Annotated in this window: 19 protein-coding genes; 16 read left to right on the forward strand and 3 right to left on the reverse strand. The window is 40.6% G+C overall.

Features of this window, described 5'->3' with window-relative positions; translation table 11 throughout:
- Window positions 1-2 precede the first annotated feature (2 nt).
- The 3 genes from J4N42_RS01950 to J4N42_RS01960 are packed head-to-tail and all read left to right on the forward strand — an operon-like array spanning window position 3 to window position 4,371.
- Window positions 3-1,847, forward strand: coding sequence for a hypothetical protein (locus J4N42_RS01950; RefSeq protein ID WP_252029335.1), 1,845 nt, complete (start codon window positions 3-5; stop codon window positions 1,845-1,847).
- Between the two features lie 2 nt (window positions 1,848-1,849).
- Window positions 1,850-3,862 carry a hypothetical protein gene (locus tag J4N42_RS01955; RefSeq protein WP_252029337.1) on the forward strand — a complete coding sequence of 671 codons (2,013 nt, stop codon included), beginning with the start codon at window positions 1,850-1,852 and terminating at the stop codon, window positions 3,860-3,862.
- A 5-nt stretch (window positions 3,863-3,867) separates the two neighbouring features.
- Window positions 3,868-4,371: a hypothetical protein gene (locus J4N42_RS01960; protein WP_252029339.1), complete on the forward strand. Its 504-nt coding sequence runs from the start codon at window positions 3,868-3,870 to the stop codon at window positions 4,369-4,371.
- 81 nt (window positions 4,372-4,452) lie between these two features.
- Here the strand turns inward: J4N42_RS01960 and J4N42_RS01965 are convergent, their stop codons facing one another.
- Both J4N42_RS01965 and J4N42_RS01970 read right to left on the reverse strand, forming a co-directional pair.
- Window positions 4,453-4,770: a hypothetical protein gene (locus tag J4N42_RS01965; protein WP_252029340.1), complete on the reverse strand. Its 318-nt coding sequence runs from the start codon at window positions 4,768-4,770 to the stop codon at window positions 4,453-4,455.
- Window positions 4,767-5,939 (reverse strand): hypothetical protein, encoded by a 1,173-nt coding sequence (locus tag J4N42_RS01970; protein ID WP_252029342.1) that lies wholly within the window; start codon window positions 5,937-5,939, stop codon window positions 4,767-4,769. Before J4N42_RS01970 ends, J4N42_RS01965 begins: the two co-directional genes overlap by 4 nt.
- A gap of 767 nt (window positions 5,940-6,706) precedes the next feature.
- Between J4N42_RS01970 and J4N42_RS01975 the strand changes: the two genes are divergently transcribed.
- From J4N42_RS01975 to J4N42_RS22605, 11 genes are all read left to right on the forward strand, one after another.
- The gene (locus tag J4N42_RS01975; RefSeq protein ID WP_252029344.1) at window positions 6,707-7,213 is read left to right on the forward strand and encodes a hypothetical protein; all 507 of its coding nucleotides are present in this window, start codon (window positions 6,707-6,709) and stop codon (window positions 7,211-7,213) included.
- Window positions 7,214-7,383: 170 nt separating this feature from the next.
- Window positions 7,384-7,671 carry a hypothetical protein gene (locus tag J4N42_RS01980; RefSeq protein WP_252029346.1) on the forward strand — a complete coding sequence of 96 codons (288 nt, stop codon included), beginning with the start codon at window positions 7,384-7,386 and terminating at the stop codon, window positions 7,669-7,671.
- 271 nt (window positions 7,672-7,942) lie between these two features.
- The gene (locus J4N42_RS01985) at window positions 7,943-11,698 is read left to right on the forward strand and encodes an SIR2 family NAD-dependent protein deacylase (RefSeq protein WP_252029347.1); all 3,756 of its coding nucleotides are present in this window, start codon (window positions 7,943-7,945) and stop codon (window positions 11,696-11,698) included.
- Between the two features lie 692 nt (window positions 11,699-12,390).
- Window positions 12,391-13,491: a PD-(D/E)XK nuclease domain-containing protein gene (locus J4N42_RS01990; RefSeq protein WP_252029349.1), complete on the forward strand. Its 1,101-nt coding sequence runs from the start codon at window positions 12,391-12,393 to the stop codon at window positions 13,489-13,491.
- Between the two features lie 11 nt (window positions 13,492-13,502).
- On the forward strand, window positions 13,503-14,714 hold the full coding sequence (locus tag J4N42_RS01995) for a hypothetical protein (protein ID WP_252029350.1): 1,212 nt from the start codon (window positions 13,503-13,505) through the stop codon (window positions 14,712-14,714).
- Complete coding sequence (locus J4N42_RS02000) at window positions 14,714-15,364, forward strand: hypothetical protein (RefSeq protein ID WP_252029352.1); 651 nt, start codon at window positions 14,714-14,716, stop codon at window positions 15,362-15,364. The genes J4N42_RS01995 and J4N42_RS02000 overlap by 1 nt, the downstream gene beginning before the upstream one ends.
- A gap of 499 nt (window positions 15,365-15,863) precedes the next feature.
- Entirely contained in the window at window positions 15,864-16,298 is a 435-nt protein-coding gene (locus J4N42_RS02005) for a hypothetical protein (RefSeq protein ID WP_252029354.1), read from the forward strand.
- An 82-nt stretch (window positions 16,299-16,380) separates the two neighbouring features.
- Window positions 16,381-16,911, forward strand: coding sequence for a hypothetical protein (locus J4N42_RS02010; protein ID WP_252029356.1), 531 nt, complete (start codon window positions 16,381-16,383; stop codon window positions 16,909-16,911).
- 199 nt (window positions 16,912-17,110) lie between these two features.
- Window positions 17,111-18,676, forward strand: a complete 1,566-nt coding sequence (locus J4N42_RS02015) for an ATP-dependent nuclease (protein ID WP_252029358.1) — start codon at window positions 17,111-17,113, stop codon at window positions 18,674-18,676.
- The gene (locus tag J4N42_RS02020) at window positions 18,661-19,683 is read left to right on the forward strand and encodes a DEAD/DEAH box helicase family protein (protein ID WP_038140375.1); all 1,023 of its coding nucleotides are present in this window, start codon (window positions 18,661-18,663) and stop codon (window positions 19,681-19,683) included. Before J4N42_RS02015 ends, J4N42_RS02020 begins: the two co-directional genes overlap by 16 nt.
- 96 nt (window positions 19,684-19,779) lie before the next feature.
- Window positions 19,780-19,902, forward strand: a complete 123-nt coding sequence (locus tag J4N42_RS22605; RefSeq protein WP_286036659.1) for a hypothetical protein — start codon at window positions 19,780-19,782, stop codon at window positions 19,900-19,902.
- Window positions 19,903-19,968: 66 nt separating this feature from the next.
- Here the strand turns inward: J4N42_RS22605 and J4N42_RS02025 are convergent, their stop codons facing one another.
- The gene (locus J4N42_RS02025) at window positions 19,969-20,199 is read right to left on the reverse strand and encodes a hypothetical protein (protein WP_252029360.1); all 231 of its coding nucleotides are present in this window, start codon (window positions 20,197-20,199) and stop codon (window positions 19,969-19,971) included.
- A gap of 210 nt (window positions 20,200-20,409) precedes the next feature.
- On the opposite strand from J4N42_RS02025, the gene epd reads away from it, so the two are divergent.
- Complete coding sequence (gene epd / locus J4N42_RS02030) at window positions 20,410-21,456, forward strand: erythrose-4-phosphate dehydrogenase (protein WP_252030767.1); 1,047 nt, start codon at window positions 20,410-20,412, stop codon at window positions 21,454-21,456.
- Window positions 21,457-21,605: 149 nt separating this feature from the next.
- Window positions 21,606-22,766 carry a phosphoglycerate kinase gene (locus J4N42_RS02035; protein WP_252029362.1) on the forward strand — a complete coding sequence of 387 codons (1,161 nt, stop codon included), beginning with the start codon at window positions 21,606-21,608 and terminating at the stop codon, window positions 22,764-22,766.
- The last annotated feature ends 130 nt before the right edge of the window (window positions 22,767-22,896 follow it).

The following is a 22,896-nucleotide window of genomic DNA, read 5'->3' on the forward strand; positions in this document are numbered from 1 at the left end:
AAATGAGTCGCAAAAATAGCTCAAAGCAAGTTCTTCTTGATGAGGATTTTTATGAGACACCAGACGCAATGGTTGAACCACTTCACTTGGATAAGTTGAAGCTGAAATGTAACGGCACTACAACTTATTTTATTCAGTTGTTATATAAAGGTGCTCCTAACTATTCTCAGCGAGGCGAAAAAATTGAGGGTGTAGATTATATACCTGTTGCGGGTAGAGGTGCTTTTGTCCGTGATGTCTATCGTATTCTAAAAACGGATTTCAACCGTTCAAAGCAAGGTTATTTTTTTGAGCTGAAAAAGTATATTCGCTGGATGGATAGCAATCACCTAGAGCCTATTGATGGAGACTACTTTTCCTCTGACCTATACATAGCTTTCATGAATTATCAACAAGAAAGATGTAGTCGAGGTGAGCAGAAGTTAGCCACGTGGAATAGCTCTAAAGGGATGCTTAGTTTTTTTCTTAGATTTAATAACCGTACAGCAGAGGCAAAGCAATTAAAATCAATAAAAGGTGTTAAAAAACAATGCACTTCACATGAAGGTATAGATGTTGATGGGGAGTTTAAGCCTCTTGTTCGGCGGTTTATTGCGGCATTTGCTAAATTTAGAGATCATTTTTTAGAAGGTACTAAGCTCGACATTCATCCACTTTGGAGTGAAGAACTTTTTAATCAACAGGCTGTGATAAATGAGTGGAGTCCCCGGGAAAAAGCAGCCTATAAACATAGTTTTAAATCAGCTATTAGAAGCGAGAATTCAGTGCGCAACCATTTTTCCCGATTGGCCGCGATGCTCGCATTTTGCTTCACAGGGCAAAACACAACGCCCCTTTTAAATCTTCGTTTTAGTGACATTCGGTTTACGACCATATCGAATGGCAAAGTCTACTTTGATATGACTAAGGCGCGTGCAAATTATTTGAACTTTGATACTTCGCTTGGTTTCCATAAAAAGACCCAAGAGTTTTTCCATCAATGGCTAGAAATCTCGATGGAATTTCAAAAAGATTCTGGAACTGAATGGTTGTTTCCTTATTTTAAGGAATCAGGTGACATTCAAGGGTGGGTTGAAGCAGGTCAGGGCTCCCCTCAAAAGCACATCAATATTCACACAAAGAAATTGGGGCTTGTACACGTAACACCTTCAAAACTTCGCCAAACAAAGATTGATACACTAATGAAAGTTACGCAAGACATCTGGGTAGTGTCGATGTCAGCGAATAACTCAATTGAAGTCATTGGACTTAATTATTCTGATGGCAACAAAAGCGATCATAGAACTAGCTTGGCGGCAAATGGTGAGGCGCTGTACGACTTTTCGAAAAATGGTACCGATCCTCATGAGGCTGCTAATAAATCGAAGTTTAATCATGCAAATGTACTGAGCAACTACGACTACAAAAGGTTGCGTAAGGAAGAAACAGCGAACGACACTCAAACCCCGCTTGGTGTTCGCTGCAAGGATTCCTCGCAAGGCCTTGCCACAAGGATTAAGAAAAACCTTGAAAACATGGGCGTCAAACAGCCAAAAAAGGAGCAACGCTGCACCGATTTCCTAGGATGCTTTGAATGTCCTTATCATCGATTAGTATCTGAGGTAGAGGATATTTGGTTAATGCTCTCTTTTAACGATACGCTAGAGGAAATGAAGGATTATCCCGCGATTAACAGCTTGCCAACGGATAAGTTTTATAAGCTATGTAACACCATAGAATCGATTTTAAAGGATTTTAAAGAGGTTGCGCCTGATAGTTACACCCAAGCGCTAGAAATGCACAGTGAAGCCCCTCACCCACTTTATAGCGATGGGTATAGCCTAATGGACTTACTGGAGACGTTTTAACAGTGAATGACAAACTCAATAAGCAAGATAACGCTGTTCCGTCCGTTCCCGTTCAGAAGTCCGAAACGGCATTCTTAATCGAGGGGCTAGGCAGGCTCGACGTAAAAGATAAGCCATACCATGTTAAGAAATGGGATTTTTCACCGCGGCATACTGTTGGTGTTCGTTATCCATTAACCGTGAGCTTTGATGCTACCAAGCCTGAATATGTCAATGATATACAAGATGCGTTATATAAGTTCTATCACCATTCCAAAAGACATGATTCATTACCTCTATCTGTCAATCAAATGAATATAATGAAAACAAGGCTACAGAACATTGCAGATAGCTTGGAGGGTACAGATTGGAGTCATTTAAATAACGCTAAAAAGTGGAAATCATTTACCCGTAGTCTTAAACGCAGAAAGTTTGGCGATTCAATCATAAATCAAATTCTTTCAGCATTAAATAAACTGACTGATGTTGGTTTGCTTAGCTCATATGTTGATGTCCAAGCATTAAAAAAATGTTCAATGGGGAAAGGTTTTAAACAGCACGTCGCTATTCCGCATAAGTTGTATCAACGCATCATGAACCATGCTTTAGAAACGATTGAAAAATATCACCCGTATCGTCATGATATTTCATTGGCGATGGGGGAAGCCTATGACATTCAGAGGCGAATTAAGGATGGTGAAAAATTCTCTAAAGATGGTCGTGGATCTGGCCGAGATTTATTAATGACCGAGCGATCCAAACGAGGCCGAACGACAAGGGCTTTAAAGAAGATCGACCACAGTATTCCTGATTTTAAGGTGGACCTTCACGCTACTGACTTGGCTGACATTCTGACTAGCTGTTTAGTAGTGATCCAAGGCTTCTCCGGTGTCAGAATTGGAGAGGCCGTATCCTTTAGCAAAGACAGCGTAGATACAATAATGGTTAACGGTAAGCCAGTGACCATACTTACAGGCGAAACAAGTAAGGGGCATAATGGAATACCTACGGTCACCACTTGGCAATCACACTATGTTGCAAGTATAGCGCTAGAGTTGGCTTATGACATGATGGAGTCAACTCGCGAGCTTTTTCACCATTGTGTTGATAAAAAAGAAGCCGAAGGTGAGTCTGCAAAAAGAGTTGAGCACATGAGAAAGCAATTGTGTTCAGCATTTTTGATACCTAGAGCTACACGACAATATGGTGATAATTACATATTTAACCCTTCCAAGTCATTGAAAAGATTGGTAAAAAACTTGTCCTACAAGGCGACGTTAGGGGATGTTGAAGAGTTTAATACGCTAAACCCTTCAATAGAAGGACAATTCAGAGTTGGCGGTACATACGATGGTTTGAGCTCTCATGACTTTAGAAGGACATTCGCCGTCTTTTTTGTGCGCTACGGGTTTGGTACCGCTTCGGGGATAAAATTTCAATTCAAACACCAAAACATCAATATGTCTGGTTACTACGCTAATAATGCGATACTTGCACAGTTCAATGACCTCCTAATGGATGATGAGACACTCAATGACTTGAAAGAGGCGGGTATTGATTTGGGAGTGGATATCTTCGATGAGATTTACAATGAAAGTGAGCATTTGAGCGGAGTCAAAGGTGAGGCAATTCTGCAAGAGCGATTAGAGAAATTGGAAACAGGTGAAAGTACCATCATGACTCGCACAGAAATTGAAGATAACATTCGTCGTGGTAACTTTCATATCATGCAACTGCCGAGCGGTGCCTATTGTACCAATGAATCGTGTGATCGTGTGTGTGGTTCACAGCTATTTCGAGCGGAAATCAAAGAGTGTGATCATAAAGTTGTGACCGATAAGGGAGCGAAAAAAATAGCTAGGCAAAGAGAGCGTTTGATTGCCAAATTTACGAACCTTAACAATGGTGACCCACTGAAAAGTTCAATCCTGATCGGCTTAAAGCAGAAGATTCAAGTGGAAGAGATGACGCTTGAAGCCCATGAAATACCTTACACGCCATTTACTGATGACATTCTTAGTCTTCCAAAGGAGTAACCTAAATGAATACAAAAGCTCTAAGGGAATTGGTGCAAGAAGAGAAAGCATGGTCGGCTGAAGAAAAGCTTCATAGGGCTCTCGCTCGACTCCAAAATGGTAAACCTCTGCGAACTAAGGCCACAGGACGCATGACTCTCAATAAAATCAACAATGAAGCGGGATTAGGGCGTAGCTACATTCATAAGTTCAAAGAGTTCGTTGGTAAGGTTGCTAATCCTGCGATTGAGACATACAACGCAATGCTAGATAACCCTGATTTGTCTGCATCAGCTTCGCTTCTCGAAGATGATTTGGACCAAATTGATAGACTCAAAAATGAGTTAAGCAAGCAAATCGAGCTTAAAGAAGGTTATAGGATTGAGAGAGATGAGGCGATAGCAATTAATAATAAACTTGAGACATTGAACAAATCGTTAATGTTCCGAGTGTATGAACTTCAGCAGGAGCTTACTGATAGTATTGCTGAGTATGAAGGTTATAAATGCGGTTTGGGTAAGAAGTGGTAAATCATTTACCACTTCTTACCCAAAATAGTAACCTAATGATTCAGTTGCTATTTTTGGTCTCTGTTATCGTGTGGTTAAGCACTACACCCCAAGTTGTTTAAGCGTGACTACTTCCACGCAGTAATGTGGAGGGGCAGAAGTGATGATCTTATCTAGGAGCACCTTATCACTAACCGGAATAATCCCTTCTAGGTTTAAATCTAGTTCATAGATTGAAGAGCTTTGTGGCCAAGAGATCGACCTTTCAGTTATGTGCTCAATGGTTTCAACGCTGTCAGCGCCACTACTCAACCGCCATTCCCCATTGCCCCACAACCCGAATATTCTATAGTGTGTGCCATGTTCATCCGAACTGACACGCAATGTAATCCAACCGACATTGGGCTTATGATGTCTCATGACAAGCCCTCCGTTTTTTTGAAATTGGGCCCTAATCCTTTGCTTAATTGTTCATCAACTTTCAAGATGGCGAGATCGAAAGAAGCTTCAAAGTAGCTCATTATTGAATCTAGAGTGCATCGAGCATCGATGTCATAGCCATCATCTAAAAATTGTTTCAAGTTAGCGCAAAATTCTTGCCCAAAGGTGCTGCAAGATGGAAAGGTATAATCTGTCATGCGTTCTTGTGACAATGTGCTTAGAACCCACTCTACTGATGAGTCAAGCATACACTCGTCGAGTAGAGTTATTCCCATAGGGGTACTGATACTCTCCAAAGTACTAAGGGCTTCAGCTTCTACTGAGGAATAAGGGGGCTCTATACTCTCTGAAAATTTCACTTTGAGCTGCTCAATAAACTCGTCTTTTAGAAAGCCTAGCTTGGACACAACAAATCTACACGACATATCAGCTAGCTCAAGTTGACTAAGTTTACGCTCTAGTGGAAAGGGAGTGGAGTGTGCATCTGATATGAGCGTCTGACAAACCTTGTAAAGCAGCTTATGTGTTTCTGACGTGAAGAATGAGTACTGGTACAAGTGATGATGTAGTGAAACCGGAGTGTAGTGACCTGTACTCGTTGAATTTTTGCTTCCAACTCTAAGCCCGGAAGAAAGTACATCTTTGTTTCTTATTCTTTCTTCATCGGCATACCACTCGCCGAAATCATACACTTTGAGGTCGCAACTTAACCTTGCTTGGAACTCAACCATAGCAAAAAAAGGATCTAGTTCAGTAATTATCGGACATAGTGTTTTGAAAATTACGTTACGAATCTGGCAAGGTGTTAAATCAACTTTTAGTTTCTTTCCAAGGTATAAGTGACTATCTAGATGTATTTCACGGAGCTGTTGTATAGCTTTGCTAAAGATACATAGGCCGCCATCTTCAAACACATAAAATTTCACACCAATGAAACCATTGGGTGTCTTATGAAAGAATTGCTCTATTTCGGCTCTTGTTTGACCGAAAAAAATATAGCAAGCCAAGTTTTTTCGACTGTCAAATCGGAGCTTTTGAGGGCCTTTTTTGTCTTCAGCTAGTTTAAGATAAGAAATCGTTACTTCGTAATCTAATGCTTGAGAGAAAGCATCGAGGAGACTTTTGAAAGATGTTTTATTTGCAAACATAACTCATTTCCTGAAGACCTTACGCTTTCTGCTGGCGAACGAGAGCGCATAGTCATTTCAAATAATGAATTATCTAGGATTAAATTGTAAATTTTACGACCTAGGTGGAACCGCCAGCAATCCCGTGTATGTCATCCAAAAATTATGCTAGATACAAAACGGATAAAAGCAAAATTTTATGGTCGAAAAAGCACGAATTGCTTCCAAGAATATAAAAAAGAGAGCATAGAACATGACAGAACTAGATGGGCAACCAAGCATCCGTTCACTTGAGGTGCATCTCGAAATCAATAGTGCTTTTGCAAATGAGTAGTCCTGTATATAAACTGTTTTTCTAAGCGCCAAGGGAGGTTCTCAATATGGCTCATAAAGCGAACTATGATGAAATGAGAAGAATGAAGCGTGAATCTCAAGAGCGCTTTTACGTGAGACTTTTTGCTTCACGTGATGACGGCAGCTATTCCATCGACAAAAGGTCTTTGCGCTCTGATCTAATTGACAAATCTAGGCTTCCTAAACTGTCCCTCAAGAATGCTCCATCCTTTGATTAATTTTTGAATGGATATTAGTTGGATTAGGCTGATTACAATCTGTCTATTTCGTAACCTTATCTGACCGGTTGACCTCAGTTGTTCCTACCCTACTTCTTGTTGAGAATGATTCAACATACTTCTATTGAATCGTTCAAAACTACTGATTAAGGTGTTCTTTGTTACCTAAATTCACATATGAAATATGAGAGTTCATTAACGATACGGGTGCTTTGCATGAGAATGTTCCTTGAAATGCGTTACCGCCGCACAGGGCAATTTATTTACACAAATAATGAGATCTGCTCGATTTTCCAAACTGACAATATTGAACAGATTTTGGCTAGAAGTCCTTATCTCGTGAATATTCAGTTTGAGTTGATTGTGTTTTTAGGCTCCCAAAGACCCTCAGGTGCCCTTGAGCAGATCGCGTTATCACTCCGTAAAGGCCAACAGTGCTATATATCATTTGAAGATGCTCTATCACGTTGGCATATAATCTCTCAGGTACCCATGATGTTAATTCTGGCAACAACAGGAGAATCAGGCCTGTACTCAACACCATTTGGTCGTATTGAGTTTGTACATGTTGAGCATACCAATAAAGAAATTTTAGAAAACACTGTCGAGTTTAAATATTCGCTCAGGCTCGCTAAAAAATGGAGGGCTTTTGAAGACTTAAAGTATATCGATCGTTGTATGGATTTAATCGACTATGCCGAGCTTTACACTGAAGATGAGTGACACACTTCTGCCCCGAAGTGTTTTAAGAAGCATGGTTTGCTTGATAAGCATTGGTAATGATTTTAGGCCCTAACTAGAATTTGCTAGACTTAGGTAAAGAGCACATCATGGTGGACAAATGAACTACTTTGCAGAGGACCCCTTCTAGGTAATGTAAACCTGGAGGGTAAATGAAAAAACTTAAGCAACAGTACCGAAGCCATATCAAGGCGCACGGCACTTATCTATGGGATGTGTACCCGAGCGTGCGTAGCGGAACACATAAGCATTTTTCAACTAAGCAGGAGAAGAGCTACTTTTTCCTACACAAAGTTGAGTGTCGTGGATATCCAATCAAATTGCGAGCAGCTAGAGGGAAAGCACTAGCTAACCCGTGGGATGATTATCCTGCATACGTATACCACGTTGCGAAGTGCTGGAAGCATAATTCGAGAAGACGCCGCCAGTACTACAAATAAACATCATTAAGCCTCGCTATTGCGGGGCTTCTTTATTGTGCGTCAGCTTATTCACGTTGAAGCTATTACAAGATTTTGCCCCAAAACGATTTAAAGCTACTTTCCTTTACGATAAGCAAATTTTATCTATATCGAGCTTTTTCTCAAATAAACTTAGCTTCCTGATATGACACAATAAGCATCCAGTATGTTATACGTGATATCCTCGGTTGAGGCTTCTCTGACCTATCGCTCACTTTTGTTCAACAAAGCTAAGTAAAAAGGAATATCGATGCGTTTTACAGTTAATGGCCCTTCAATTCCTGATGATCTTCTACTTGCAAGAGATCAAGGTCGTGTGATTTTTTTCTGTGGGGCTGGTGTTTCAAGAGCAAAAGCTGGTTTTGCTGACTTTTTTGGACTGGCTTCATCTGTAACAGCTAAGCTTGGTGTTCAAACAAATAGTGCAGCCTCTAAGCTCATCAATGTAGCACAGGAAATAACAGACAGCACGGGGGTGGAAGGTGTTGTCTCAGCTGATAAAATATTTGGATTATTAGAACGAGAATTTTTAACTCGTGATATCTATGAGGCAGTGGCGGAAGCATTAACACCGCAGTCTGATGTTGACTTAAGTGCTCACCGTACCATGCTGAAACTAGCCACCACAACTGATGGTGTAGTCCGCTTAGTTACTACAAACTTTGACCGCTTGTTCGACATTTGCAACCCTCAATTACCGACATTTACACCTCCAAAACTGCCTGACCTTTTGCATCCTAATGAGTTTGATGGTGTGGTCTACTTACACGGAAAAGTGAATGAGAGTGGAACGGGAGCTGAAAATAGTGGTTTCGTTCTTTCAAGTTCGGAGTTTGGTGAAGCCTATCTTGCCAATGGGTGGGCAACATCTTTTGTTAAGAGTATTCTGGAAAAATACGTTGTGGTATTTGTGGGTTATTCCGCTGACGATCCCCCAATTCAATACCTTCTAGAGGCATTAAACAAAAGTTCAAATACATTGAATGATATTTATGCTTTTCAGATTGGAAGCCAAAGCGAAGCCTCCGCAAAATGGGCGCATAAAGGTGTCAAAGCAATTCCATTTGATCGATTTGACGCAATGTGGAAAACATTGGAAATGTGGTCAGAAAGAGCGGAAAACCCAACTCAGTGGTATCAGAGTGTAATCGAAAAAGCCCAATTGGGGCCTCAACGAATGCAAGCATTTGAGCGTGGTCAGGTTGCACATATAGTTTCGCATGTAGAAGGTATGAAGAAACTACTCGAAGCTGATACCCTTCTTCCTGCGTCGTGGTTTCATGTGTTTGATCCTAAGTTGCGATATAAAAAACCGAAAGATGCAGTCGATCCGTTCGATTTATACTCATTAGACTCTGACCCTATTCCTCAGCGCATTGAGCCGAACGATTTCTATACTAAACGCGAGGTACCCATAAATGCTTGGAATGCTTTTGCTATAAGTAGCCATGACTTAAAGCAAACAACAGAAAGCCACTTAGATAGTTTTTTTGGGGTGACCCAGCGTTCAACTTTGCCACCGAGGTTGAACTTTCTTGCTAGTTGGTTAGGTAAAGTAGCAGAGCAACCAGAGGCGATTTGGTGGGCTGTACAGCAACCTAACTTACACCCTTGGGTAAAGAAAATTCTCAAGTCAGATCTGACTTTTGGTCCTCGCAATATCAATCCTGTCATATATAGTGCTTGGCTTTATTTGCTAGATTTTTTGGATAGCAATAAAGATAAAAGAAGTTACAGCGACTGGTTCGATTTGAAAAGAGAAGTGGATAAGACTGGATGGACAAATAGAGTTCTTGGTAATTTCTTTAAATGTTCTCAACCTTATATAAGCCTCTCCCTGCCATATACAACTAGAAGTTCATTGGTGACAGATGAACTGTGTTTAGAAGATTTAATCCGTCGCGAAGTCGTCTATCCTGATCTGCCAAGAGAAATAACTGTTCCTGAGGAGTGGCTTTATCAAGTAACTCGTGCCATTCGACGCAACCTGGAAACCGCTGTAGAGTTAGAGCTAGAAGTTGGGTCTCATTGCTTCGCAATGGATGCCTCCATTGTTCGAGAAGATGATAATGAGGATCGCTACTCAAGAACTCATGGTCTATTTTCATGGGTATTGCTCTACATAAAGTACTTGGAAAAATTGGCAAGAAGCTCCATATCCGTTGCTCAAAAAGAGATGTCGTTTTGGCCTATTGACGATACCACTGTGTTCGCGAAGCTAAGAATGTGGGCATTAGGGAAAAATGATTTAGTACCAAATAATAATTTTCATTTGGTGTTCTGTATGATTCCAAATGATGCGTTTTGGAAAAGCTCTTACCAACGTGACTTACTCCTTTCTATTGAGAATAGGTGGAAAGACTTAGAATCCAAAACTAGGCAGTGTATTGAAGAGCGGATCTTATTGGGTCCTCCTCGTTGGGAGAACGAGCCAGAAGAGCAATATAAAGAAAGAAAAGCCCGTTTGATTCTCGACAGAGCGGTATGGTTAAGCCAACGAGGTTGCGCACTTGAGGTCGATCTACAAGGTTTAATTGATAAGTTAACTCAAGATACACCCATGTGGGATTCAAGCTTTGCTAAAGATGCTGCAAGATCTTACGGAGCCCGTGGTGGGATAGTTACAACGGATGAAGATTTTTCAAGTCTTATCGGTATACCGCTAGAAGAAGTTCTGGTCAAGTCTAGAGAAATGTCGGGTAGACAATTTGATTTTCTTGTTGAATCAGATCCCTTTTTAGGACTGTCACGTGATAAACCTGTCCGGGCATTCTCAGCATTGAAACGAAGTCTCAACGCAGGTGAGATACCTGAGTGGGCTTGGGATAAATTCTTATGTGTTGATAGCCGTAAAAATGATAAGCCAAAGTTGATGGCGCTGATTGCTTCAACATTATCGCAATTCTCTAGCGAACAGATCGCGGAAGTTATGCGACCTATTTGTTATTGGTTAAGACAATCGAGCAAAGTTTTAGCTGAAAACTACTACGACATATTTGTTGGGCTTGTTCGTAAGACCATCAGTTCTATTAAGCAACATCCATCAAAAAGTATTTCTTCAATAGTAAGAGGGAGTGATAGCCCTGACTGGGCTATGGAATCAATCAATTCACCAATCGGGTACTTATTAGAGGCTATATTTCATGATCCTCATATAGCAAATCGCGAAGAGGGGAAAGGTTTACCTGAAAATTGGTTGTGCTTAATTGAAGAGCTACTTGGATTACCAAATGATTTACGTCGATATGCACTGGTTTTGCTTGCCAGAAAACTAAGCTGGTTTTTTTGGGTAGATTCAAACTGGACTAGAGTACACTTATTATCTGCTCTTGAGTCGCAAGAAGAAGATTATGACGCTCTTTGGGCCGGAGTGTTATGGGAGGGGGTGACAGGGAAGGAGCTTTTTTCTATCCTCAAGCCGTACCTACTAAAGTTGAGCTACTCAGGGAACTTTGAGCGTCATAGAAATTTAGAGTCTGTTGTTGGTCTAGTTTTTTCTGCTTGGAAGCTGATTGATGACGAGTCATCAGAAAGATGGGTATCAGACCTAGAATTGCGAGATGTTCTCATTAAAACAGATGATACGTTTCGATGCCAATTTCTATGGCGAGCACGGCATGGAGATGACATTGAATGGCTACCGGATTTAGAAAAATTACTTATCAATGTCTGGCCTAAGCACCTTGTTGCAAAGTCGTCTGAAGTTTCTTCTCGTTTGTGTGAGATCGCATTCTGGTCAGAGTCTGACTTTGTAAAGGTAGCTCAATTAATTTTGCCATTATTAACAAAGTTTGACCGCAATCATCATCTACACATTCATGGAAACGATCTCGCAAAAGAACATCCAGCAGAGTTTCTATCTATTCTAGATGCTGTACTACCAGATGATATCAATATCTGGCCATATGGCGTTGGTGATTACATAGAAGAACTGAGTGAAACCAATGCAGAGTTGAGAAAAGACGAGCGTCTTATTGAACTTCGCAGAAAATGGGATTCAAGGTAGATTTTACAGGGCATGTAGTTTAGGAATTCTTATGCTTTACAAGTGAGTTGAGGTGGTCGCCCCAACTCACTTTTGTCCAGAACCGTTTCACTCGGCATTTTCTAGAGCGACAGTGCCCCAATAAAACATAGGGTAGACACTCTTCACTAAACTAATGAGTTCGTCTAGATCTGCATTTGGGTAAGAATTGGTAAATGATTTACCAATTCTTACCCAAATGAGCGATCTAATAATTTAGCTACCCATTTAGTCATCTGTTTTTGGCCGGAAAACTCTATATCTCAAGCTGTTTCAACGTAACAACTTCCACGTTCTAGCGTGAAGGAGCAGAAGCTATGAATTTTATCTATAGATTACTTACAATTGGCACAACGCCTGCCAACCGAACTCTGGCTCATCTTTGCCCCAATATGAGTTAACGCAAACATTCATCATTATTCTCTCGGTGTGGATTTTTCATCCAAACGCTAATCTGAAGTCCAAATTGTTAGAAATGAGAGTTTCTTATTATTTGGTATCGAAAGGGATGGAAGGCTTTCTAACCTAGATGAAGTAAACGATTTTTCAATTTGGTGATCCAGAAGGCAAAAACCTTACTTAAAGTATGCAACTTCACGTAGTGACTCGTTGTTCATCTGTAGGAGTGTCGATAAAATAGGTGGATAACAATCAGGGAGTTATAGGTAAAGTCAGTGGCTGAAACTAAACATATCGGCGCAATTGCAGAAATCATTTCTAGTCAAATCTTTAATGAAATGAAGTGGCGTACAGGTGATGAAACAGACGTAAACTGGAAATGCTGCATGGATTCGCATTTAACCAAGGCGCAGCGTGAAGCAAAGAAACCAAAGGAAAAAACACATCCTACTGATATCGTTTTTTCTTATTCAGACCCGTATGACAGTGAAGTAACGATCTACGTTCAAACAGATCTTAAATCGTACAAGAAGTCTACAATTGAAAACTACAGGGGTATCCGTTCAACTATTAGTAGCCTTGCTCAACAGGTAGAGTGCTCGCAAAAAAGTCCTGAATGGCGTGGTAAATATTTGCTGAAACAACCTAGCAAATACAAAGTTCATGGCATGCTATTTATCTATAACCACGACAATGAATACGACGACGAACTATTTGATAAGCTAAGTGGTGTTCCTAATTCAGAATACAGCATGCCTGAAAACTCTATGATGGCAGTTTTCGACCCTAGGCTGATTCGTTTCTTGCTTAGTACTGTTGAAGAAATCAACAAGCGTAGAAATATTCCAGCTGATACTACTGCTCAAGAAATCTTATGGCAGAAGATTCCTGATCGAGAGAAATGTAGTTTTTTCTACCCTGACAAGCACAACAAGCTGTCCGTGAAGGGGGGGGGCTCTTCTGCGTCATTGGAAATGATTACATCTGGTATGTTGATGTTTTCTTACGAACATGATTTTTTTAAGCACATCGAAGGCGATAAAGTAATCACCGACCGTAAGAAGATTCTAAACATTTTTTGGGATGAAGATGTTAAGTCCAAAGAAGCATTTGTATTTGTTCTCGAATACATTTTTAACTATCAATTGCTGAATCAGTTTGATCGCATTTACATCAGCACACCATTTTCATCGACTTCAGGTACGTATCTAAAAGACGCAATTACTTACTACGCAGGAAAGTATTCGTTTAACAGCCAACAGCTTAAAACGGTTCGAGAGAACATCATTTCAATTCCAATCCATACCAAAACGGTATCGATTTATGATTTCCAAGTTGGTAGTGAACAGCACAATCGCATTTGTAACTTTGAGTAAGGCAGAAAATAATGAATAAGTACCAAGCAACACTATTCGCAAATGAAAGCGACATCTACACTGCCTTGCATTCAAACAAAGCGAAGATGGCTGAAGGCGCACTGCGAAAAATTGCTTTTGATCGAGGGTTAATTTTTCCAAAGAAGCTGGAACGTGAAGACCTAGTAGAAAAGATTTCCGATTTACCATTCTCTTACTCGCATGTAGAAAAGATTCAAAAGAAACTTGCTTCAAATTCCAGTCAGGATCTGTTTTCTGTAAAACGCATTTTTAATGATGTTGAAGGTTTCGATAACTTCAATATTGACGACCTATATGACGTTGTCGAGATTGTTAAGCAAGAGCGTCCACCAATGCTTGGTAGCGAAACGATTGAACACTTTGCCGCGCCCGGCATGTACGTGATATCAATCGAATATACGGAATTTGATTTCAAGCGCAGTAAGTTCCAACAACGTAAGATGTATGGTGGTGAAATTCGTTTCATTGTACATCCTAGCTATGTTTCGGTTCGTTTTAACTACACAAAGCGAATTAAAGAAATTCTTGGGAAAGTAATTGATAAGTACCAAGAAAAGCAGAAGTGCAAGATTTGCATTCGTGAAATTGATCTATCAAGTATTACTGAAGCTCAGCATCGCAACGCTTTTGCTGAAAACATGTACGACTTCGACTCTTTATACACGAGTAAATCAGGGTTTAGCTATGCTGGGCTAGAAAAAGTACGTGTAAGTAAGATCCACACTGCATTAGAACAGCCAACGTCTGTTGAATTGGATGATGACTCTGACGAAGAACGTGATGATTTTGAACTGGATGCAAAAGCCGATGATAAAGACAATAAGACATTTATCGATAATGCTTCATATGACGGAAAATCATTAGTGAATACCACACAGATCGAAGATCTATGTAAAGATGGTTTTTACCGTAGTCAGATCAAATGGAAGTCGAAAGCTACATTCTTAACGGGCGCACCTGTAATCACCTTTGAACTGGCTTTTGATGAGAAATACAAAGCACAAGATCTGAAGTTTAAAATCATTAGCAAAGAAACATCAGGCATGCCTGATACTAAAGAAAAGCTAAATGACGCAGAATTTGACCAAGTGATTGCACACCTAGAAGAGCATATCTTTGTGGTAAACGACATCATTCAAGAAGAATACGCACAACAATTTCAATCTGCAACACCAGAACCTGACAAGCAGGAGGCTAGTTGATGGTTAAGGTAAAACTATACAAGGTCGATCAGATACCTATAGAAAAGATTGTCCGTGCGAACCTCGCACATAGGCAGTACGATCATGACACAGGCTTTGGGTTTGAAGTAATTGATGACGATGAAGAATTCATCATCCAATTCACAGAACGCCAAATCCTTAAACAAGAAATCGAAACACTTGACGGTAGCGTTTCGACTATTGAATCGGTCTCTTACATTAAAGTGAAGTTCGGTATTCGATTTGGAACTAAGCATGCAGTCTACGTCATAGATCCACCTAGAAGCATGAAGCACCCATTTGAAATGATAAGGACACTGTTTGGTTCTGACTGTAACTTACAGCCCGCTGAATTCGATTTGAAAACGTTGTTGCTAATTTTTGATGCAAGCTACAAACATGTAATTAAATCTATGTCACTGTCCAACATCCATTGTGATGCTAACACTTTGGCTAAGACAAAGATTGTAAGCTCAAAGGACTTACATCCGTTCTATTTGAATAATTACAGTGATACTAAAGCTGTAATTGACATAATTCATATGGAAGTTGATGGCATTGATGTTGAATTATCTCGTACAGGGCGTTTTCGCTTGCATGAAGCCAAACTACCGAGATTTATGCTTATGCTTGAACATTCATTCCAGTAAGCCCTTAGAAAAGATCTAATGACTTTTTCGTTGTTATGCGCAGATAAAAGGCTTCAAGATACTCATCCTAATCTGACAGAGACGAATTTGGGTAATTAATCTAACTCGTTTCTGTCCAGAGGCTTCATAGGCTTGAAGTTTTACTGGTGGCACTTTCTCAAAAAGTGCCACTTAGCTCAGATCTGCCCCGAAATGAGTTGCGAGAGTTCAGCTACGCGGTTCTCTAAAGCATATTTTGACCTACTTTTCCTCATGTCTAGAACTTTAACTCTGTGGCTAAATTCACTATGCCACTACAAGGTCGGTTGCTCAGCGATAAGTTCTCGTACGTTCGTGCCCCGACCTAGTTCGGAGGTGATACTGCCGTTTTTGCGATACGTTTCAGAGAAGTGCCATTGGAAATAGAGATAAGCATTTTTAATACGTATAATTCAACTGAATATGCATTAAAAATCAGCTAGATAGGGTGAGCCGAAAATTGAAAATATCAGAGCTATTAATGTTTACGTGCTTAGCGTTTGTTGCAGGTGTCGTAGCATGTTTGGTTGGTGGCGGTATCTTAGCGGCAATTTGGGATATGGATTGGACAAAAGCAGAGAGCGTTTCTGCCATCAGTACTAGCCTAGGGGCAATAGGAACGGTCGGAACACTGCTATTCCTTATTATTCAAAATAGGGCGTTAAGGCATGAACAAAAAGAACAATTAAAACTAATCGCGTTCCAGAGGTACCAAGGCCATAAGGAGAGTTTTGTAAGCCTCCTCAAAAAGCTGGAAAATCAATACCGTGTTACATTCATTGATCCAGATGAGCTATATCGAAATATTTTCCCAAGTAACAGTTTCGAGTTCTGCACATTAAAAGCCTTCATTTCAGACAGTAGCTTTCTCTCTGAGGCGGTGGAAATATATAAACGCATAACGCATAACGCATGAAGAGAACCTGAGTGGTGACATCGGGTTAGGTCATAGGAATGTACACACTCATATCCATAACCAGCTAGAAATACAAAGAAAAATGTCGATTCGCTTTTCCAGTAATCCAGAACTGGGCGACTTGTTCAGTACTTCAAAGGTTGAAAACGTACTTGTTTTAAACATGTTTGGTGCATTTCAATATCAGAGGGCATTAAGGGGAATATTGTCAGAGCTTATAACTTTCTCCGGGCATTACATTGAAATTGGAAAGATTACCCCCCTAGCAAGGAAAGAAAACTACCTCGCTTTCATGACGTTCTTAAATTCCTTAACTAATGGTACTGCGCTAAAACTAGAGTCAAACATTGCCCTTGAGCTTTGGATGTCCATGTATATGGCTATTGAAAAGAATCACGAGAACAAGAACGAGAAGATGCAAGCGATGCTGGGTCACATGAGAAATATTGCCCTGTCTTCCGAAGACGCACAGAGAGTTCTCTCATCTAGAAATGAGATGGAGACCTTAATTGCTGACTTCAATAGCCTTCATAGCGAAGAACGAGCTTTTATTGAGAATACTGTTCCTGACGAAATATTCAGCCTTATAAATCGATTTAGATCTTCCAACTGAACCAGCAGTATTTCTATTGAAGGTCCATTTAGGCGTTTTTCCTAACTCAACTTATCCGAAAATAGTATCGCTGCATACCATCTATAACGCATTTCTGTCCCTTTCAAAGTTGTAACTCGTGAATGCAACAGTATTCTTATTACTATGAAGTCTATACAATATTCTCGCTAATAATTTCCATCGTTAGGCGAGCACTATAATGACGCATATTTTGAAGGCAAAAATCAAAAACTTTAAGAAATTCAGAGATTATGAGCTCTATTTTGATCCAAAAAGAAACATTCTGGTTGGGGATAATGAAGCAGGAAAGAGCACTATATTGACGGCTATTGAGCTTGTATTGAGTGGCAGTAGAAGCAAGGTAGAAAGCTTGGGGATTGAAGCTTTGCTTAATGCAAGTGCTGTTTCAGAGTTTCTAGCGGGTGAGAAAAATATAGACCGCCTCCCTAGTCTACATATTGAATTGTTTCTAAACGATGCAGGTAACCCAGACCTCAACGGCAGAAACAACAGTGATGGAACTTATGCTGACGGGCTTCAATTGATATGTGAGCCGAACGAAGAGTTAAGCACGGAGATACGGCAAGTTTTGGATACTGAAGGTGATAACTTTCCTTTCGAATTTTACGTCGCCAAGTTTATTACATTCAGTGGGGACACATACTCCAGTTATCGGAAGTTTTTGCGCTTTTTGTCTATTGACAGTACTCAAATAAACAACGAGTACGCAAACAGTCAGTATGTAAAAGCCATGTATGAAGCGACCGTGGATCAACCTGTCCGTTACAGTTTAATGAATGAATATAGACAGCAAAAAAATGCTTTCAGGGATGCTCAACTAAATGTGATTAATGATGATTTAGAAGGGTACGATTTTGCTATCCGCTCTGGCTCAAAGTTTAATTTGGAAACTGACCTCACCCTCACAGAAGAAGGGATACCCATTGAAAACCGTGGTAAGGGAAAACAATGCTTTATTAAGACCGCATTCGCATTGAGAAAGCGTGATGAAGACAAGACAATAGATGTCTTATTACTAGAAGAACCTGAGAACCACCTTAGCCACACTAGCATGTATAAGCTAATTGGTCAGGTAGAGAAGGCTCATGATAGTCAGGTCATAATTGCTACCCATAGCAGCCTAATCAGCTCAAGGTTAGACTTAAGAAAGTCGATCTTACTGAATAGTGCAGCAACCAAACCTGCTACCCTGACAGACCTCACTAGGGACACTGCTAAGTTTTTTGCTAAAGCTCCTAATCATAACATCCTAGAGCATGTCCTTTCTGAAAAAGTCATTCTTGTTGAGGGTGATGCGGAATATATTCTAATGGAGTGCTTATACGAGCGCACTAAAGGTCATCCACCAAGCGAGGATGGCGTCCATATCATCTCAGTCGGTGGTACTAGCTTTAAACGATATATGGAAGTTTCTAAGCTGCTGAACATTAGGACTGCGGTGATCCGCGACAATGACAGTGACTACCAGAAAAACTGTATAGATAATTATCATGATTATCAGGCAGATTGCATAGCTGTATGCGCTGACACAGATAACACCAGAACAACTTTTGAAATATGCATGTATCAAGATAATAAAGAAATCTGCGACGACTTGTTTTCAGGGGGAAAAATTCAATTAAAACCGCAAGAGTATATGCTGAAGAACAAAACTACCGCAGCATTTGGGTTACTTGATGAGAAGGCGAATGAAATCACGGTGCCTCCATACATTAGAGAGGCTATTGAATGGATAAGCGAGTAGTACTAGCTGTCGCAGGCTCTGGCAAAACACAACACATAATTGATAAATTGGAAATAAATAGTCGTGCGCTGATTGTTACTTACACAGTTAATAATACTACTAATCTTAAGAAACGAATTTTAAACAAATTTGGGGTCATGCCTAAAGGTGTACGTGTTTATACCTATTTCTCATTCCTCTTATCGTTTTGCGTGCGACCAATAGTTGGTAACGATATGAAGATAAAGGGGGTTAGCTATAGTGAACCACCTAGATTTGCGAAGCGTAACACTCATGAGCATTACGTTAGTCAAGGAGACCGACTTTACCATAACCGTATTGCGAAGATGATGATTGATTGTGATGGCGTGTCTGACATTGCTAGGCGTATTGAAAAGTACTTTGATTTCTTCTGCGTAGATGAAGTTCAAGATTTCGCAGCTAATGACTTCAACTTGCTTTGTCAGTTGTCGAAAATGGATGTGGAGGTATTACTTGTTGGTGACTTTTTCCAACATACTTTTGATACTAGCCGAGATGGTAATATTCAAAAGAATCTACATAACAACTATGAAGCGTATCTTACCAAGGTCAAAGATGCAGGATACACAATCGACTTAGATACACTTTCCCACAGTTATAGATGTAGTCCAACAGTTTGCAGATTTGTTACCGAGCAAGTCGGCATCACAATAAGCTCCCATCGACAAGATGAAGTCAATGTTGCTCTAATTGATGATCCTGAACATATTGAGAGGTTACTCTCCGACGATTCCATCGTTAAATTGTTTTTTAAAGAAAGCTACAAGTACGTTGGAAGGACTGACAACTGGGGAAATACAAAAGGCTTAGATGATTTTGCTGACATCTGCATAGTTCTAAACCCAACCACATTCACAGCTTATACAAAAGGACGATTGGCTACTTTAGCAGCATCGACTTTAAATAAGTTATACGTAGCTTGTACAAGAGCTAAAGGTAGTGTGTATTTTGTCTCACAACGTTTGTTAGACGAATACAAATGTTAAACCAGCGCTATCTTTTTACCTAAAGGTGAGAATTTTTTGGTTTGTAAATTCACATCTTTTTCTAACTTTTCGCATGATTATTGCAATAATGTATGAATGGTGAGAAAAGCCTTTGAGAATGTACCTTCTCACACCAATCTCATTGATAAAAGTGTAAGGGTGTTTGAAGGTGAAGACGCGTTATACAGCGACGAAGATATGGAAGAAGAAGAGCAGTAATAGCGCCTTCTACTTTTAAAAGACAAAATAAAACCGAGCATATGCTCGGTTTTTTTATGCCCGCAGTTATTCGAATTCGTCGCCTTTGTTATCAAGCTGCTTATGGCCACACACCTTACACTTCACGTATCGGTCCATGTTGTAGTAGTGCCCACCATTGATGAACTCTCTAATAAAAAGAAGAATTCGACCTGTCCAAGTAAATTGTGTGTCGTAACGACTAGGCTTACGAACTAACACTTCACTATGTACAGTTTCTTGTTGGCATTTCTCGCAAAACTGAGTGGCTGTAAACATAGATACCCCTTTCCTTTGGTTGACAAAACTAGGTAAAAAACAGCCGCAGGGTGAGGTTATCTACCACTCACTTGTTAATTATGCATAGGGTTTAATTATAAGTAGTGTGAATTTATTACTATTTTCGTGGCATATCACTCTATGGGTGCGAAGTAGCCGCCTATCAGTTACTATCTGTGACACGTAAATAGAGTAAAGGCGATGGGATCCATGCTAAAAGTCGCGATCAATGGATTTGGGCGTATCGGGCGTAATGTATTGCGAGCGGTATATGAAAGTGGCAAGCACCAACAGATTAAAGTGGTGGCTGTGAATGAACTGGCGCAGCCAGATGCCATGGCACACTTGCTCCAATACGACACCAGTCATGGCCGATTTGGTAAGAAGGTGACTAACGACCAAGAGCATATCTATATTCATCACGGCTTATGTGAGAAAGATAAGAGTGAGTTTGATTCGATTAGAATTTTGCACCTTAGCGATATTGAGCTATTGCCTTGGCGTGATCTTGAAGTGGATCTTGTGTTGGATTGTACTGGTGTTTTTGGTTCGCAAGCCGATGGGCAAGAGCACATCAAAGCCGGTGCGAAGAAAGTGTTGTTCTCTCACCCTGGTGCCAACGACCTTGATAACACCATCATATATGGTGTGAATCACGACACGCTGACTGCTGAGCATAAGATCGTATCGAACGGGTCTTGTACTACTAACTGTATTGTGCCGATCATCAAAGCGCTTGATGATGCGTTCGAAATCGAATCTGGCACCATCACTACCATTCACTCTTCTATGAACGATCAGCAGGTGATCGATGCCTACCATTCAGACCTGCGCAGGACTCGAGCAGCGAGTCAATCCATTATCCCAGTAGACACTAAGTTGCATAAAGGGATTGAAAGGATATTTCCGAAATTTTCCAACAAGTTTGAAGCAATTTCTGTAAGAGTACCGACGGTAAACGTCACTGCGATGGATTTAAGTGTCACAATTAATACAAATGTGAAAGTTAATGACGTAAATCAAACCATTGTTAACGCATCTCAGTGTACATTACAGGGCATTGTTGACTATACTGAAGCGCCGCTCGTTTCTATCGACTTTAATCATGATCCCCATAGCGCGATTGTCGATGGTACACAGACTCGAGTAAGTAACGGGCATTTAGTGAAAATGCTGGTTTGGTGTGATAACGAATGGGGCTTTGCGAATCGTATGCTGGATACGGCACTCGCAATGCAGGCATCTGAACCTAAGTAAGGAAAGATGCGTGGAGAAAACTTTATTTCAGACCTTGAAATAAATAAGCGGTATCTCCATATAAGTAACCAGTTTGAAGAATTATTAGGCTCGGCAGGGTTGCCGGGTTTCCAAAAACTTTATTTATTAAATATTTGAGAGGACAAACCATGTCTGTAATCAAGATGACTGACCTGGAACTTGCAGGTAAACGCGTATTTATCCGTGCTGACCTTAACGTGCCAGTAAAAGACGGCAAAGTAACTTCAGATGCTCGTATTCTTGCATCACTTCCAACTATCAAGCACTGTCTTGAAGCTGGCGCGAAAGTAATGGTTACTTCTCACCTAGGTCGTCCTACTGAAGGTGAATACGCTGAAGAGTTCTCTCTAGCTCCTGTTGTTAACTACCTAAACGACGCTCTAGATTGCGACGTTAAACTAGCGAAAGATTACCTAGATGGCCTAGAGCTAAACGCTGGTGAGCTTGTTGTTCTTGAAAACGTTCGCTTCAACAAAGGCGAGAAGAAGAACGAAGAAGAGCTTTCTAAGAAGTACGCTGCACTGTGTGACATCTTCGTAATGGATGCATTCGGTACTGCTCACCGTGCACAAGCGTCAACTCACGGTGTTGGCATGAACGCGCCTATCGCGTGTGCTGGTCCTCTTCTAGCTGCAGAGCTAGAAGCGCTAGGTAAAGCAATGGACAACCCAGAGCGTCCACTGGTTGCTATCGTTGGTGGTTCTAAAGTATCGACTAAGCTAACGGTTCTAGAGTCTCTATCTAAAGTTGCTGATCAACTGGTTGTTGGTGGTGGTATCGCGAACACATTCATTGCAGCAGAAGGCCACAACGTAGGTAAGTCTCTATACGAAGCAGACCTAGTAGAAACGGCTCAAAAGCTAATGAAAGAGTGTTCTATCCCAGTTGCAACTGACGTTGCATGTGCAAAAGCATTTGATGAGAACGCAGAAGCTGAAATCAAGAACGTTGCTGACGTTGCAGATGACGACATGATTTTCGACCTTGGTCCTGATTCAACTGCAGCACTAGCTGAAATCATCGGCAATGCTAAAACTATCCTTTGGAACGGCCCAGTTGGCGTATTCGAGTTCAAAAACTTCGAAGCGGGTACTGCAGGCATCTCTAAAGCAATCGCAGAATCAGCTGGTTTCTCAGTTGCAGGCGGTGGTGACACACTAGCAGCAATCGACAAGTTCGGTATCAAAGCTGATGTATCTTACATTTCAACGGGTGGCGGTGCTTTCCTTGAGTTTGTTGAAGGTAAAGTACTTCCAGCAGTAGCAATGCTAGAAGAGCGCGCTAAGTAAAACATTCAAAGCGGGGGAAGAGATTCTCCCGCTTTCTCGTTTGCTGCACTTCACATTTTTTTGCTAGAATAGCGCACGTTGTGAGCAAACGTTTGCCAAAATTTGAACTTAACAAGTTTTGTTATAAAAA

This window comes from Vibrio sp. SCSIO 43135, assembly GCF_023716665.1.
In the GTDB taxonomy this organism is placed as follows: Bacteria; Pseudomonadota; Gammaproteobacteria; order Enterobacterales; family Vibrionaceae; genus Vibrio; species Vibrio paucivorans.